Source organism: uncultured Oscillibacter sp. (assembly GCF_910584465.1).
Classification (GTDB): domain Bacteria; phylum Bacillota; class Clostridia; order Oscillospirales; family Oscillospiraceae; genus Oscillibacter.
Genome location: NZ_CAJUBK010000054.1, coordinates 1 through 14765 on the forward strand (window position 1 = coordinate 1; position 14765 = coordinate 14765).

The following is a 14765-nucleotide window of genomic DNA, read 5'->3' on the forward strand; positions in this document are numbered from 1 at the left end:
GGCCCAGCTTGATGTCCTTCACCACGTCCAGGTCGATGCCGCTGGGGTCGTGGATATAGCCGTTGGAATCGCTGAGGGCCACGACCTTCGCGCCCAGCTCCGCGGCCTTCTGCGTGGCGAAGATGGCCACGTTGCCGCTGCCGGAGATGACCACGGTCTTGCCCTGGAAGCTGTCGCCCTTCATCTTCGCCAGCATCTCCGCGGTCAGGTAGCAGAGGCCGTAGCCCGTGGCCTCCGTGCGGACCAGGGAGCCGCCGAAGCTGAGGCCCTTGCCCGTCAGCACGCCGGCGGCGTAAGTCCCCCGGACCCGGCGGTACTGGCCGAAGAGGTAGCCGATCTCCCGCGCGCCCACGCCGATGTCTCCGGCGGGCACGTCCACGAACTGGCCGATGTGCCGCTGGAGCTCCGTCATGAAGCTCTGGCAAAAGCGCATGACCTCCTCGTCGCTCTTGCCCTTGGGGTCGAAGTCCGCGCCGCCCTTGGCCCCGCCCATGGGCAGGGTGGTGAGGCTGTTCTTCAAGATCTGCTCGAAGCCCAGGAACTTCAGGATGGAGAGGTCGACGGTGGGATGGAACCGCAGCCCCCCCTTGTAGGGGCCGATGGCGGAGCTGAACTGGACCCGGTAGCCCCGGTTCACCTGGATCTTCCCCTGGTCGTCCACCCAGGGTACCCGGAAGCTGATGACCCGCTCGGGCTCCACGAAGGTCTCGACGATGCCCTTCTCCTCATATTCGGGATGCTGGTCGATGATCTGGTCCAGGCTCTCCAGGAACTCCAGGACCGCCTGATGGAACTCCTTCTGGTCCGGGTCCCTGGTGACCACCTGGGTATAGACGCGCTGCAGGTATTCGCTCTTCAACATAAAGATCGCCCCTTTGTCCGGCCTTGTCCGTCTGCCGCCTAGGATGCCCCGTACCGGGGCCGATCATGCCATTTTTTGGGAGCTGCGGCGGAGAGGAAGGCCGGGAATTTCCTTCCTTATAGGATATAGGAAAAACGAGGTCCTGCACAAGAAATAAATTCCCTAAAATGCGGGAGAAATTTTCGCCGATTTAAAGCGAATATCACAAAAGCCCCCGGGCCGCCTCTCCGGAGGGGCGGCCCGGGGGCTCTTCGGGCCGGTCCTGTGCAGGACCGGCAGACCGCACCGAAGTCCGTGGGGCGGATCGGGGAGGAGCCTATTGACAGACCGGCGGTCTTACCATATAATGATACACTTGGTGGACTCAGCAGATCGAAAAGGGGGAGACGATGGCATGAAACAGTTTTTTGGTATGAGCCTGCGGGGGGATCTGAGGGAAGCGCTCCAAGGACTTTATCATCCGCAGTTCATCATGCTGTTATCGAATCATGAACAGTTCGAGGACCATGTGGCGGCGCTGGAAAAGCAGTTCCCCGGTGTGCCCAGTATCGGATGCATCGGGATGAGCTATCAGACCGGCATGGTGGAGAAGGGCGTGGGCGTCATCGCGTTCTCGGACGGCGTCTCCGCCGTCGCCAACGTGCTGGAGCAGGTGTCCACCATGCCTGTGAAATACATACACCGCTTGGAGCGGGACATGCAGACGCTGGCGGGTTCCAGCCAGGACACCGTGTGCATCGATCTTTGTTCCGGCAACGACGCCTGCGTCCTCACCACGATCTATACCGCCCTGCGCAAGCGGGGCATCTCCCTGGTGGGCGGCACCGGCGGCCAGGGCCGCGTGTCCGCCAACGGGCGGGTATATCAGGACGCGGTGGCCTACGCCCTGGTGCGGAACCAGCACGGCCGGGTGAAGACCTATAAGGAGAACATCTACCATCCGATGGCGGGCCACCGCTTCGTGGCCTCCAACACGGACCGGGCGAATTACATCCTGGGGTCGCTGAACGGCAAGAGCGCCAAACAGGTGTACAAGGACATCCTCCATGTGACCGACGAGGAGATCCTCACCCGGACGTTCCAAAACCCCTTCGGCAAGCTGAACGGGGAGGACATCTGCATCATCTCCATCAAGGAGGTCCGGGGCAGTGCCCTGGCCTGCTTCCGGCAGGTGAACGACTCCGACGTGCTCATCCTGCTGGAGCTGGGCGATTACCGTGCCATCGTGCAGGATACCATCCGCCAGATCTGCCGGGATTTCCCCCGCCGGTCGGCGATCTTCTCGGTGAACTGCCTGTTCCGATACAAGCTGTTCTCCGAGCAGGGCTATATGCAGGACTATCTGCGCGACATGGCGGCGCTGGGCGATCACGCCGGCTTCGTGGGATACGGGGAGCACTATAACGACCGCTTCGTCAACCAGTCCATGACCTGCGTGGTCTTTGAGTAAAGGAGTGAGCAGCCATGTTCTTTCGGAAAAAAGCACAGCCGTCCGCTCAGGCCCAGGAGGAGAAGAGCCTTTACCCGGTGCTGCATGTGGCGGGCAGTTTGAAGGAATATCAGCGGGAACTGGTCAAGAAGGAGGTCGCCTCCCTTTGGGAGCTGAGCCAGGTGGGCGTCTCCTTTTCCGGCGTGCTGAAGGAGGGGGACCGGTTCCAGGAGAAGCTCCAGGACCTGAGCGGATCCTTCTCCAACATCAATGAGACGGCGGAGCAGTTCAGCCGCGTGCGGGGAGAGATCGGCCAGGCGGTGTCCGAGGCGCGGGGACAGATGGCGGCGCTGGGCGAGACGTCCATGCAGGTGCAGCAGTCTTATCACACCATGTCGGAGACCTTCTCCCACCTGGAGAACGCGATCAAGCAGATCCAGCAGTCCATGGGCAAGATCGTGTCCATCGCGGAGCAGACCAACATCCTGGCCATCAACGCCTCGATCGAGGCGGCCAGGGCCGGCGCCGAGGGGCGGAGCTTCGCGGTGGTGGCCACCCAGGTCAAACAGCTGGCGGAGGAGATCAAGGCGCTGGCGGGCGAAGTGGACACCGGCGTGAACGAGGTGGAGTGCCGCGCCGGCGAGCTGAGCCAAAGCATCTCGGATTCCCAGCAGACGCTGGGGCAGAGCGCCGGCATCGTGGCCCAGACGGAGGGCAGTTTCGAGAAGATCACGGCGGCGGCGGAGGGAGCGACGTCTGTGCAGGAGGGGATCTCCGGCGTCATCGAGGCATCCCGGGAGGAGCTGCAGGGACTGCGCGAATACTTCGATCAGATCAAGGGGCAGTATCAGGAGGTCGTCAAGCACATCGACTCCGCCAGCCGCCTGGGGACGACGAAGAGCGCGATGTTCGAGGACATGGACAACATGATCTCCCAGATCCCGCCAATCGTGAGCGAGATGATGTGATCCGGCCGCCCGCCGCCCGCGTCCCGCCGGGCCGGCGGGCAGGGCCTCGCGGCCGGCCGGGCGATAAGACGAACCGACAGCTCCTGGGCCGGACAGCGCCGGTCCTCGAGGAGCTGCCGGCTTGTCTTTTCCGTGCGGCGGGACCCCATGAGAGGGGGCGGGGCCCGGGGAGCCCGGACCGAGGACGAAAGCCCCCCAGTGGGATGGCCCCGCCGGGGCAGAGCGCCGAAAAGCAGAGGGGGCTTCATCGGCGGGAAGGGAGAGCGTGACGAGAGGGGCCCAGAGAGGGCCCCTCTCGTTCCCCATAAAAAAGTTGTCAGGACTTTTTTGAAAGTCCTGACAACTTGTGCAGCCTGTCGAAAAGACGTTTTCGGCGACTTGCCCCGCCGGGGGACGCCTTCACTGGTAGAAGCGGTGACAGCCGATGGTCTGCTGGTAGCTCCGGCTGGAGTCGATCCAGCTCCCCTCGGAGAGGGCCGGGGCGAAGAAATAGAGGGACCCGCCCGCGGTGTTCTCTCCCGCCAGGGCCCGGCGGGCCGCCTCCCGGGACAGATCCGAGGGCTCGTTCGCCACGGTGCCGTTGGCCACGGGCTCGAACTGGACGCCGTCCTCCGCATCGAAGATGACCTCGGGGATGGTGTCGGGGAAGTCCGGGCTCGCCACCCGGTTCAGCACGACGTTGCCCACGGCGATCTGGCCCTCCAGGGGTTCTCCGCCGCTCTCGGCGTGGATGATGCGGGAGAGCCAATAGTAGTCCATGGCGTCACAGTCCGCGGAGGCGGAGGTCACCGCCGCGCCGCCCAGCCAGGGGTCCCACCGGACGCTGCCGCCCAGGGCCTCCATGGTCAGGCGGAGGGGGACGTAGGTCCGGCCCTCCACCACGGCCACAGGACAGGCGCGGAGCCGGCCGCCGACGGTCAGGAGGTCCCGGCCGGGGTCCGCCGACAGCTGGATCTCGCCGGAGGCGGCGCGGGCGGTGCCGGAGGCGCCGTCCCACCAGACGGTCCAGCCGCCTAAGGACTCCAGCAGGTCCCGGAGGGGGGCGTAAGTCGTGCCGTTTTCCACATAGGCCGAGATCTCCAGAGGTTCACCGTCCAACTGGACGGCGACAGGCCGTGCCGCCTCCGCCGGGAAGCAGAGGGCCGCAGAGGCGAGGAGCCCGCATAAGAGTTTCCGTTTCATGTTGTCTCCTTCCTTGTGTGGAGTTCACTGATAAGGATACCGAAAACACGGCCCGGTTACAAGGCTTAAGATCTGGCAGGGGAGGGAGATGCTGGGAAAAGCCGAGGGCCGGGACCATGTCCCGGCCCTCCGGGGCGTCGAAAAACGGGAGATGCCGCCAACGGGGAGGGAGCCGTGCCCGGGAGGCCCGGGAGGGCCTCCCGGGCCTTTTGGATCAGGAAGCCCCCAGGACTTTGAAAAAGTCCTGGGGGCTTGCCCGTCCCTCGGCCTTATGCGTTCACTTCGCCTGCGCCCGCAGGCGCAGCTGCTCCTCCGTGACGGCGTAAGCCTCCTCCGCCCAGCGGTCCGTGGGCCGGTCCACCGGCAGGGGCCTGCCCCGGCGGGCGTAGATGGCGGCGGCGGCCGTCTCCAGCAGCTTGGGGTTCTTGACCAGCAGGGGGCCGGTGAGCTGGGAGGCGAACACGTTCTTCCAGTGGAAGCCCTCCGGGCCCCGCTCCTTCTCGTTGCCGAAGCCCAGGTCCAGCGAGGTCAACAGCGGCGTCTCCACGCCGGTGACGACGCCGCACTTGTTGATGAAGCCCACCACCGCCTCGGGATAGAGGTCCGTATGGGCGTAGACGTCCCCCACGATGCGGCGCTTGCCGTGCTCCGTCGTGAAGGAGGCCAGGCCCAGGCCGTCGTAAGCGCTGCCGTCGGCCTCCCGGACCGTCTTGCCCAGCAGGTCCATGGCGGTCCCGGCGAAAAGCATGGCCGCGTTGTCCCGGGCGGCGGCCTCCAGCGGCCCGGCGAAGCGGGCGAAATCCTCCATAGCGGCCCGGGCGGCCCGCTCGGTGCCCGCGCCCATATAGAAGAAGTCCCCGCGGGAGAGGTCCGCGCCGGCGCCGGGGAGGACGGCCTCCACCGTGACGTCGCAGCCCAGGCCCTTCAGATAGCGCTCCAGGGCCAGCACGTTGGCCCGGCTGCCGTAGAGATCCATCAGGTCGGGGTAGAAATGGACGATCCGAACTTCCATGCCTCACGCCTCCTTTTCCACGCGGCTGAGGATCTTGTCCCGGTCGGCGAAGCAGGTGACCACGTACAGGTCCTCGTCCCCGCTGTTCTTCAGCGCGGACGCCGCCGCGGCGATGTCCGGCTCCACGGACCAGTTTTCAAGCCCGGTGTAGGACAGCCGCTCCGCCAGGTCGCCGCAGTACCGGCCCGCCAGCACCACCCGCTTGACATGGGGGGCGCTGAGCTGGTCGAAGTCGATGTCCCACAGCCAGCTGGTCTCGCTGGTGAAATACTTCCGGCTCACCGCGTCCACGATGACCAGGACCACGCAGTCCCGGTCCTGCGCGGCGATATAGCGCAGGTTCGTGTCATAGGCCACGGAGTTCTCGTGCTTGCTGGTCAGCAGGGTGCCGTGGCGGGCCCCCAGGCGGAACTTCTGCATCCGGCCGTTTTTCAGCAGGTAGCTGCCCAGGACGGCGGCGGCGGTCTCCCCGCTGACGCCGCATTCCCGGCAGGCGGCGTAGGCCGCCAGGATGTTGTAGATGTTGTAGATGCTCTGGAAGGCCAGGGCGATCTGGACCCTGCCGTCGATGGTGACGGTCCAGCGGTCCGTGTCCACCGCCGTGACGGTGTAGTCGGTCCGGGGCTTCCGGTGCCCGCACTTCGTGCAGCGGTACGCGCCGATGTGGTTATAGTGGACGTAGTCATACTCCATGGGGGCATGGCACACCGGGCAGTAGGCCCCGTCCCGATAGGCCCCGGTGGGCGCGTCCGTGGAGACGGCGCACTTGTCCAGGCCGAACCACTTGACCTTCCCGTGCCCCCGGGCGAAGCAGGAGGACAGGGGGTCGTCGGCGTTCAGCAGCAGCTCCGTGTCCGGGTGGATGGCCGGGAGGAGGGAGTCATAGACCCACTCCGGGTGGCCGTTCCGGGTGAGCTGGTCCCGGTAGAGGTTGGTCACCACGAACTCCGTGGGGTGGAAATACCGGAAGGTATGGGCGGCGTAGCGCTCGTCGGACTCGATGAGCAGCACGTCGGCCCGGACCCGTCCGCCCAGGGTGGCGTGGGTCAGCACCAGGGTGGCCACGCCCTCGATCTGGTTGGAGCCCTCCTCGTTGTACACGACGGTCTTCCCGTCCGCCCGGAGGACGGCGGCGATCATCTCCACCGTGGAGGTCTTGCCGTTGGATCCCGTGACGGCGATGATGTGCTCCGGCAGGCGCACCCGCCGGAGGATGTCCGGGCAGATCTTCAGGGCGAACTTGCCCGGCATGGAGCTGCCCTTGCCGATGAGCCTGCCCACGGCGCGGCCCAGTTTGCATACGGCGATGGCGATCAGCTTCCTCATCGTCCCCTCCTGTCTTCTTCGTGGCTGTCCCGGAGATCGGCGAAGGCGCGGACGGGAGCGCCGTCGGCATCCTCGAATTTCAGGGGCAGGACGAAGAACAAAAAGTCCTCCCGTCCCCGGACCTTCTTCAGGCAAAGGTTCTCGATGCTCATCACGCTGTCCCGCAGGAGGATGTGGTGGATGGGCAGGCGGCTGTCGGACATGCGGTCGATGCTGATCGCGTCGGTGCCCACGCCCTTGAGGCACCGGGAGACCAGATAGCGCGCCGCCGCCTCGTCGGGGACGGGGAAGGCGTCCTCCAGGAAGCCCTCCGTGCCCCAGCGCTCCTCCCAGCCCGTGTAGAACAGGATGTAGTCGGCATGCCGGATGGACTCCAGGTTGGAGCGGAGGAACGCCTCCGTGATGACCGGGCCCTCCCCGGACACGTCCAGCACCGTGGCCCGGCCGGAGAATTGGGACATGGGCATCTGGTCCAGGGTCCGCCCGTCCCGCAGCAGGTGGGCGGGGGCGTCCATATGGGTGCCGGTGTGGGAGGAGAGGGTCAGCAGGGTCTCCCGGAAGCCGTCCTTGTTGAAGGTGCAGGCGGGGGAGAGGGCGGGGGCCGGCGTGCCGGGATAGATGGGGATCTCCGGGGCGATGGTATGGGTCATATCGATGAGCATGGGAACGCTTCCTTTCTCACGAGTATAGACAGGTTTGGACGGGGTCAAACGGACCTTCCGGGACCGGTCTCCAGATAGATCATCAAAGCGGCCACGTCCGCCGGGGACACCCCGGAGACGCGGGACGCCTGTCCCAGGTCCAGGGGCCGGACGGCGGAGAGCTTCTCCCTGGCCTCCAGCCGGAGGCCCTGGATGCCGCCATAGTCGATGTCCGGCGGCAGGCGGCGGGAGGCCATGCGGCGGAAGTCCTCCACCTGCTTCTCCTGGCGGCGGATATAGCCCTCGTACTTGACGGAGATCTCCACCTGCTCCCGCACGTCCGGCGGCAGGTCCGGCCGCCCCGGGTCGAAGGGGGCCAGCTCGTCATAGTGGATCCCGGGCCTCCTCAGCAGGGCGTCCAGGGGGCAGCCCCCCGGCGCGTCCGCCGTGCCCTTGGAGCGGAGGAACGCCGCCAGCGCGGGCGACGGGGACGCCCCGGCGTGCCGGAGCCGGCCGATCTCCCGCTCCACGGCGGCATACTTCGCCTCCACGGCCCGGAGCCGCGCCTCGGACACCAGGCCGATCTCATGGCCCCGCTTCGTCAGGCGCAGGTCCGCGTTGTCCTGGCGGAGCAGGAGGCGGTACTCGCTCCGGGAGGTCATGATGCGGTAGGGCTCGTTGGTGCCCTTGGTCACCAGGTCGTCGATGAGGGTGCCGATATAGCTCTCCGCGCGGGAGAGGATGAACGGCCCCTCCCCCCGGAGCTTCCGGGCGGCGTTGACCCCCGCGGCGAAGCCCTGGACCGCCGCCTCCTCATAGCCGGAGGAGCCGTTGAACTGTCCCGCGCCGTAGAGGCCGGGGACGGCCTTGACCTCCAGCGCGGGGCTGAGGGCCAGGGGGTCGATGCACTCGTACTCGATGGCGTAGGCGGGCCGGGTCATGACGGCCCGGCGGAGCCCGGGGACGCTGTGGAGCATCCGGATCTGCACGTCCTCCGGCATGGAGGAGGAGAAGCCCTGGATATAGACCTCCTCGGTGTCCAGGCCCATGGGCTCCACGAAGAGCTGGTGGCGGAGCTTGTCCGGGAAGCGGACGATCTTCGTCTCGAAGGACGGGCAGTAGCGGGGGCCCACGCCCTCGATCAGGCCGGAGTACATGGGGGCCCGGTCCAGGTCCTCCAGGACGATGCGCTTCGTCTCCTCCGTGGTCCAGGTCAGATAGCACACCGCCCGGTTCTCCGGCGGGTCCTGGGTGCTGTAGGAGAAGGGGACCGGCAGCTCGTCGCCGGGCTGGACCTCCATCTCGCTGAAGTCCACCGTCCGGGCATTGACCCTGGGCGGCGTGCCGGTCTTGAACCGCCGGAGGGGGAGGCCCAGCTTCAAAAGGGACTCCGTCAGCCGCCCGGCGGCGTGCATCCCGTCGGGGCCGGACGCCTCCACCCACTCGCCCACGATGGTCCGCCCGGCGAGGTAGGTGCCCGTGGCCAGGATGACGGCCCCGGCGGAGAACACCGCGCCCGTGGCCAGGACCACGGCGCTGACCGCGCCGCCCTCGGTCCGCACCTCCACGACCTCGCCCTGGCGGACGGTGAGGTGCTCCTGGCGTTCCAGGGCGTGCTTCATGCGGCCCTGATACGCCCGGCGGTCCGCCTGGGCCCGGAGGGACCAGACGGCGGGGCCCTTGCCCTTGTTCAGGAGGCGGTACTGGATACAGCACTCGTCTGCGGCCCGGGCCATCTCGCCCCCCAGGGCGTCCAGCTCCCGGACCAGGTGGCCCTTGCCGGTGCCGCCGATGGCGGGGTTGCAGGGCATGTTGCCCACGGCGTCCAGGTTGATGGTGAAGACGATGGTCTCCATCCCCAGGCGGGCGGAGGCCAGGGCGGCCTCGATCCCGGCGTGGCCCGCGCCGACGACGGCGACGTCGAACCGTCCGGCTTGGAATTCCCGCATGGCCTCAGCTCCGGTGGGCCTGACGGTTTTCCGTCCGGCCCATCAGCCAGTCGACAGAGACATCGTAAAATTCAGCGACACGTAAAAGGGAAGTGTAACGCGGCTCTGTGCCCAGCTCCAGATTTTGGTATCCACGCATGGAAAGCCCCATCTCTGCCGCGACGGCTGGCTGAGACATATGCAGCTCTTTTCGCAGCATCTTTAGTTTCTCTGAAAAACCCATATTTCCCCCTTGACATACCTAGTTAGGTATGATATTATCGAAGCATACCTAAATATGTGCTTTTTGGAGGCTGATATCATGACCGATATTCCCCAGATCGTGGAAGATCTTTACAATGAGATGGTCCGGATCCCGGCCCCCGAAGACCGGCCGGAGTATATAGGCAGCAGTGAGCTTGTGGCGCACGAGCTGTACTCGTTCTATTACGGCCTCCGGGCGGGGTTCCAGCTCTCCAACGCCCTGCGGGAGGAGACGCTCATCCTCTCCGAAGAGTGACCACCGCCACCTCCGGCCGGTCGAACAGCCGGAAGGTGCGCCCGGAGTTCCCCAGCCCCCGGGTGACGAACAGGGTGGAGCCGTCCTCCTCGTACAGCCCCGCCGTGTAGGAGGGGAAGAAGGTCCGGTCCGTGGACAGCAGCCCGTCGGTGAAGGGCAGGCGGATCAGTCCGCCGTGGCCGTGGCCGGAGACGACCAGATCCGCCCCCAGCCGGCTGTAGTGCCCGGGGAAGTAGTTGTTCCGGTGGGCCAGCAGGATCCAGAAGGGGTCCCCGTAGACGGCGCGGACCTCTGCCGCCACGGCCTCCGGGGACTTCTGGTCCGCGTAGCCGTTGGGGTCGTCGATGCCCGCCAGGACCACTGTGTCCCCGCCCCGCTCCAGCGTCACGGACCGGTTGGACAGCACGGTCACGCCCTGGGCCTCCAGGGCCTTTTTCAGCTCCGGCACATGGCCGACGGCCCACTCGTGGTTGCCGGTGACATAATAGGTGGGGGCGATGGCGGCCAGGGCCACGGCGGTCTCCTCCGCGTAGCCCTCCGGGACGTCCCGGAGGGAGTCCAGCAGGTCCCCCACCAGGAAGATATATTCCGGCTCCTGGTCCTCCACGGCCTCCAGGAGCCGTTCGTTCCCCTCGCCGAAGGAGGCGGAGTGCAGGTCCCCCAGCACCACCGCCCGGCAGCCGTCGAAGCCCTGGGGCAGGTCCCGGAAGACGGGGGAGAAGGACTCCACCTGCAAGGCGGTGTTCTCCCGCCAGACGAACAGCGCCGCCAGGACCGCCAGGAGGGGCAGGATGAGGATGGTGCCCCGTCTGCGGCGGCGGGGCCTGGGACGTTTCGGCATAGACACCTCCCCACCGGGACAGGGGTCCCTCGATGATGGTCAGTAGTATAGCACAGGGGAGCTTTCCCTGGCGAGAGGAAAAATACACAAAGAAAGGTGTCGGGATACAGGAAACTTCGTGTATGCCGACCCGGAAAGGGCGACCTTAGGCTGGAGTGACGAAAGCGGTCGGAACCGGGGGAGAAAAATTTAGGTAAAATAGAAAAAGGGTCTTGCATTATGTGAACCGGTGTGTTATACTCTCCCTAATGCAGCAAGAGGAAGGAGGATACTGACATGAAAGTATTCACACAAGCGTTACCTGACGATTTGGACGACATGATCTTTCTGGATGAGCCTTGGACTCACAGCGATCGCTGAAAACCGGAAGCCACGCCGTCGGCGTGGGTTTTTCTTTTCTGCGGATCGGGCGAACGCCCGTTGACGATATGCCGGCCCCGGATGACGGCGGCCGTGACCCCCATATTGCCTCGTTGAAGATCGAAGCGAGAGCCCGCCTGTGTCCAAGGCGGGCTTTTTGCCTGCCCATACCACCGCTGGGGCGGGGCCCCGGCGGGACCGCTACATCGTGTATGGGGACGTCAAAAAAGGGGAGGAAAAATCGTGGTTTTTATAAAAAATTATCGTGGCTTTTTTAGGGGGGATATGATACATTTAATATAAGAGGAGGCCCCGGCCGCGGACGGCCCGCTCCCGGGGCGCGGATAGAGCGATGCTTCGTGGAAGGGGGTGCCGTCATGCGCGGGAAGATCGCCGCCGTACTGCTGTTGCTGCTGCTGTCGAGCTGTGCCGCGCCTGCGGAGGGGGCGGCGTCCGGCGCCGCCGAGGCCCCCGCTCCGGCGGTCCAGGCCCAGCCGGCGCAGGTGGAGCACATGCGCTCGTCCATGGTGGAGTCTTCGGCCCGCCCCCTGCTGGAGGCGGAGATCCTGGCGGCTTATGAGCGGGCCGTGCGGGTCTACGGCTGGTTCGACCTGGCCCCCCTGTCCCTCTCCGGCGAGAGCGCCTTCCTGGACGGCAGGCGCTATGAGCGGGTGGACGCGGAGGGCATCGAGGATCTGGAGGACCTGCGGAGCTATCTGCGGGGCGTCTTCTCCCGGGAGCTGACGGACCGCCTCCTGGACGGGGAGACGGCCCGCATCCAGTACCGGGAGGTGGACGGCGCGCTCTACGCCTCCGGCAGCCGCCGGGAGCGGGACGCCGGCGCGGGCGAGGTCCGGGTCGAGGCGGAGCAGCTGGACGAGACCACCTATGCCGTCAATGTGCTGGTGGATCTGCTGGACGCCGACGGGGAGAGCGTGGTGGGACTGGAGAGCTGGTCCTTCCCCTATGTTTTCGTGGAGGACCGCTGGGTCTTCACGGAGTTCCAAATGGTCTACTGAACGATCGAAAAAGCGCCTCCTGGGCGGGGAAGCCGTCCGGGAGGTGCTTTTTTCGCAAAATAGTGCGCTGCAAAGCGGCGCGGCCGGCCGGGGGACGCAAAAAAGTTACGCAAAAAATTTAAAATTTGCGTGAATATTTCAAATATTTGGAAGAACAAGAGGCAAGGGTCGGCAAGATCGTTATAAGAATGTCAAAATTTGCGCTACAAAGTGGTCAGTTTTACGAAAATTTTCCTGGATACTAAAGCAAAGTGCCCATATTTTCGGATATGTTTTTGTCTAATTGTAAGAAATACAACGTTTGCGTAAGAAAAAGCAGACTATTCTCTTGAAAAAATATTCGGATATGTTACAATAAGGCTACAGAGTCAAACAGCGCAAAACCAGAAGAAGGAGAGATCGCTATGGAAAACTTGTTTTGGATCGGTTTCATCGGCGCCCTAGTGGCTGGACTTTTTGCCATCATACAGGCAAAAAAAGTCCTTTCTTACTCAGAAGGCAGTGAGAAAATGCGCAAGATCGCGGCGAACATCCGCTCGGGCGCAAACGCTTACTTGAAGCAGCAGTACACGACGGTGTTCAAGGTCTTCGTCATCGTGTTCATCGTCCTCTTGATCATCGCCTTCGCCACCGGCGGGAAGATGCTCTCCAAGTTCACCCCCTTCGCCTTCGTCACCGGCGGCATCTTCTCCATGCTGGCTGGTTTCATCGGCATGAAGATCGCCACCAACTCCAACGCCCGCACCGCCCAGGCCGCCTCCGAGAGCCTGAACAAGGGCCTGCGGGTGGCCTTCTCCTCCGGCTCCGTCATGGGCTTCACCGTGGTGGGCCTGGGGATGCTGGACATCACGATGTGGTTCTTCCTGCTCCGTTACGCCTTCGGCGTGGAAGACCCCGTGGCCCTGGGCAACATCATGGTCATGAACGGCATGGGCGCTTCCTTCATGGCGCTGTTCGCCCGCGTGGGCGGCGGCATCTACACCAAGGCCGCCGATGTGGGCGCGGACCTCGTCGGTAAGGTCGAGGCCGGCATCCCCGAGGACGACCCCCGGAACCCCGCCACCATCGCCGACAACGTGGGCGACAACGTGGGCGACGTGGCCGGCATGGGCGCGGACCTCTACGAGTCCTACGTGGGCTCCATCCTGGCCACCTTCGCCCTGGGCGCGGTGGGCGGCTACGGCTGGAACGGCATGCTGCTGCCCGTGGCGCTGGCGGTCTGCGGCATCATCTGCTCCATCTTCGGCTCCTTCCTGGTGAAGACCAAGGAGGACGCCACCCAGGAGTCCCTGCTGAAGTCCCTCCGTACCGGCACCTATACCGCCGCCATCCTGGCGGCCGTGCTGGCGGCCCCCCTGACCTATTGGATCTTGGGCAGCTGGGGCGTGTACATCGCCATCCTCTGCGGCCTGATCGGCGGCTGCGCCATCGGCTACTTCACCGAGTACTACACCTCCGATACCTATAAGCCCACCCAGGAGCTGGCGGCGGCTTCCGAGACCGGCTCCGCCACCATCATCATCGGCGGCATCTCCCTGGGCCTGAAGTCCACCATGACCTCCATCATCATCGTGGCCGTGGCCGTGCTGGTGAGCTACTTCGCCGCCGGCGGCTCCATCCAGATCGTGGACGGCTCCGGCGCGTTCACCGCCGCTTTCAACCGCGGGCTCTACGGCATCGGCATCGCCGGCGTCGGCATGCTCTCCACCCTGGGCATCACCCTGGCGACGGACGCCTATGGCCCCGTGGCCGACAACGCCGGCGGCATCGCCGAGATGAGCGGCCTGCCCGAGACCGTCCGCCAGCGGACCGACGCCCTGGACTCCCTGGGCAACACCACCGCCGCCACCGGCAAGGGCTTCGCTATCGGTTCCGCCTCCCTCACCGCCCTGGCCCTGCTGGTCAGCTATGTCAACATCGTCCAGGAGAACACGGACGAGATCTTGAACTTCACCCTCACCAGCCCCACGGTCCTGGTCGGCCTGTTCATCGGCGCGATGCTGACCTTCGTCTTCACCGCCGAGACCATGAACGCCGTGCAGAAGGCGGCCCAGTCCATCGTGGTGGAGGTCCGCCGTCAGTTCAAGGAGATCCCCGGCATCATGCAGTACAAGGCCGAGCCGGATTACGCCTCCTGCGTGGGCCTGTGCACCAAGGGCGCGCTCCATGAGATGGTGTCCCCCGCCGTGCTGGCGATCGTGGTGCCCATCGTCACCGGCCTCATCCTGGGCCCCACCGGCGTGGTGGGACTGCTGGGCGGCGTGTCCGTCTCCGGCTTCGCCATGGCCGTGTTCATGTCCAACGCCGGCGGCGCTTGGGACAATGCCAAGAAGTACATCGAGACCGGCCACCACGGCGGCAAGGGCTCCGAGCAGCACAAGGCCGCTGTCGTGGGCGATACCGTGGGCGACCCCTTCAAGGATACCTCCGGCCCGTCCCTGAACATCCTCATCAAGCTGTGCTCCACGGTGTCCATCGTGTTCTCCGGCCTGATCCTGGCGTTCAACCTGATGAGCCTCCTGTGACCGCTGCATCCTTCTTCCTTTCCTTTCTAATAGGCCGAGGGCCCTCCGCAAAAGCGGAGGGCCCTCGGCCTCAGAGTGTCGAAAGAGCAGAGGAAACTACATCAACGGGAAGGAAGAGAGTTACGAGAGGGACCCAGGAGGGGTCCCTTTCG

The 14765-nt window shown here is 65.2% G+C and carries 13 protein-coding genes; 5 read left to right on the forward strand and 8 right to left on the reverse strand.

Annotated features, from left to right (window positions below):
* Window positions 1-862, reverse strand: an 862-nt coding sequence (locus tag QZ332_RS10875) for a Glu/Leu/Phe/Val dehydrogenase dimerization domain-containing protein (protein WP_295765219.1), incomplete at its 3' end; no start/stop codon positions are given.
* 472 nt (window positions 863-1334) lie between these two features.
* On the opposite strand from QZ332_RS10875, the gene QZ332_RS10880 reads away from it, so the two are divergent.
* A complete protein-coding gene (locus QZ332_RS10880; protein ID WP_363324037.1) occupies window positions 1335-2312 on the forward strand; it encodes an FIST N-terminal domain-containing protein in 978 nt (325 codons plus the stop codon).
* A gap of 14 nt (window positions 2313-2326) precedes the next feature.
* Complete coding sequence (locus tag QZ332_RS10885) at window positions 2327-3259, forward strand: methyl-accepting chemotaxis protein (protein ID WP_295765224.1); 933 nt, start codon at window positions 2327-2329, stop codon at window positions 3257-3259.
* Window positions 3260-3658: 399 nt separating this feature from the next.
* Here QZ332_RS10885 and QZ332_RS10890 read toward each other — a convergent pair whose 3' ends face one another.
* The 6 genes from QZ332_RS10890 to QZ332_RS10915 all read right to left on the reverse strand — a co-directional run bounded on the left by QZ332_RS10890 (window position 3659) and on the right by QZ332_RS10915 (window position 9592).
* The gene (locus tag QZ332_RS10890; RefSeq protein WP_295765226.1) at window positions 3659-4441 is read right to left on the reverse strand and encodes a cell wall hydrolase; all 783 of its coding nucleotides are present in this window, start codon (window positions 4439-4441) and stop codon (window positions 3659-3661) included.
* A gap of 277 nt (window positions 4442-4718) precedes the next feature.
* Window positions 4719-5453: a type 1 glutamine amidotransferase gene (locus QZ332_RS10895; protein WP_295765229.1), complete on the reverse strand. Its 735-nt coding sequence runs from the start codon at window positions 5451-5453 to the stop codon at window positions 4719-4721.
* Window positions 5454-5456: 3 nt separating this feature from the next.
* Window positions 5457-6779 carry a MurT ligase domain-containing protein gene (locus QZ332_RS10900; RefSeq protein WP_295765232.1) on the reverse strand — a complete coding sequence of 441 codons (1323 nt, stop codon included), beginning with the start codon at window positions 6777-6779 and terminating at the stop codon, window positions 5457-5459.
* Window positions 6776-7441 (reverse strand): cyclase family protein, encoded by a 666-nt coding sequence (locus QZ332_RS10905; RefSeq protein ID WP_295765235.1) that lies wholly within the window; start codon window positions 7439-7441, stop codon window positions 6776-6778. The genes QZ332_RS10900 and QZ332_RS10905 overlap by 4 nt, the downstream gene beginning before the upstream one ends.
* A 44-nt stretch (window positions 7442-7485) precedes the next feature.
* Window positions 7486-9369, reverse strand: a complete 1884-nt coding sequence (gene mnmG, locus QZ332_RS10910) for a tRNA uridine-5-carboxymethylaminomethyl(34) synthesis enzyme MnmG (protein WP_295765238.1) — start codon at window positions 9367-9369, stop codon at window positions 7486-7488.
* 4 nt (window positions 9370-9373) lie between these two features.
* Entirely contained in the window at window positions 9374-9592 is a 219-nt protein-coding gene (locus QZ332_RS10915) for a helix-turn-helix domain-containing protein (RefSeq protein ID WP_295765242.1), read from the reverse strand.
* A 78-nt stretch (window positions 9593-9670) separates the two neighbouring features.
* Between QZ332_RS10915 and QZ332_RS10920 the strand changes: the two genes are divergently transcribed.
* Window positions 9671-9868, forward strand: coding sequence for a hypothetical protein (locus QZ332_RS10920; RefSeq protein WP_295765245.1), 198 nt, complete (start codon window positions 9671-9673; stop codon window positions 9866-9868).
* Here the strand turns inward: QZ332_RS10920 and QZ332_RS10925 are convergent.
* Complete coding sequence (locus tag QZ332_RS10925; RefSeq protein WP_295765248.1) at window positions 9849-10709, reverse strand: metallophosphoesterase; 861 nt, start codon at window positions 10707-10709, stop codon at window positions 9849-9851. The genes QZ332_RS10920 and QZ332_RS10925 overlap by 20 nt on opposite strands.
* Window positions 10710-11446: 737 nt before the next feature.
* Here QZ332_RS10925 and QZ332_RS10930 point away from each other — a divergent pair.
* Together QZ332_RS10930 and QZ332_RS10935 are read left to right on the forward strand one after the other, a co-directional pair.
* Window positions 11447-12088 (forward strand): hypothetical protein, encoded by a 642-nt coding sequence (locus QZ332_RS10930; RefSeq protein WP_295765251.1) that lies wholly within the window; start codon window positions 11447-11449, stop codon window positions 12086-12088.
* A 404-nt stretch (window positions 12089-12492) separates the two neighbouring features.
* Window positions 12493-14613 (forward strand): sodium-translocating pyrophosphatase, encoded by a 2121-nt coding sequence (locus QZ332_RS10935; RefSeq protein WP_295765254.1) that lies wholly within the window; start codon window positions 12493-12495, stop codon window positions 14611-14613.
* The last annotated feature ends 152 nt before the right edge of the window (window positions 14614-14765 follow it).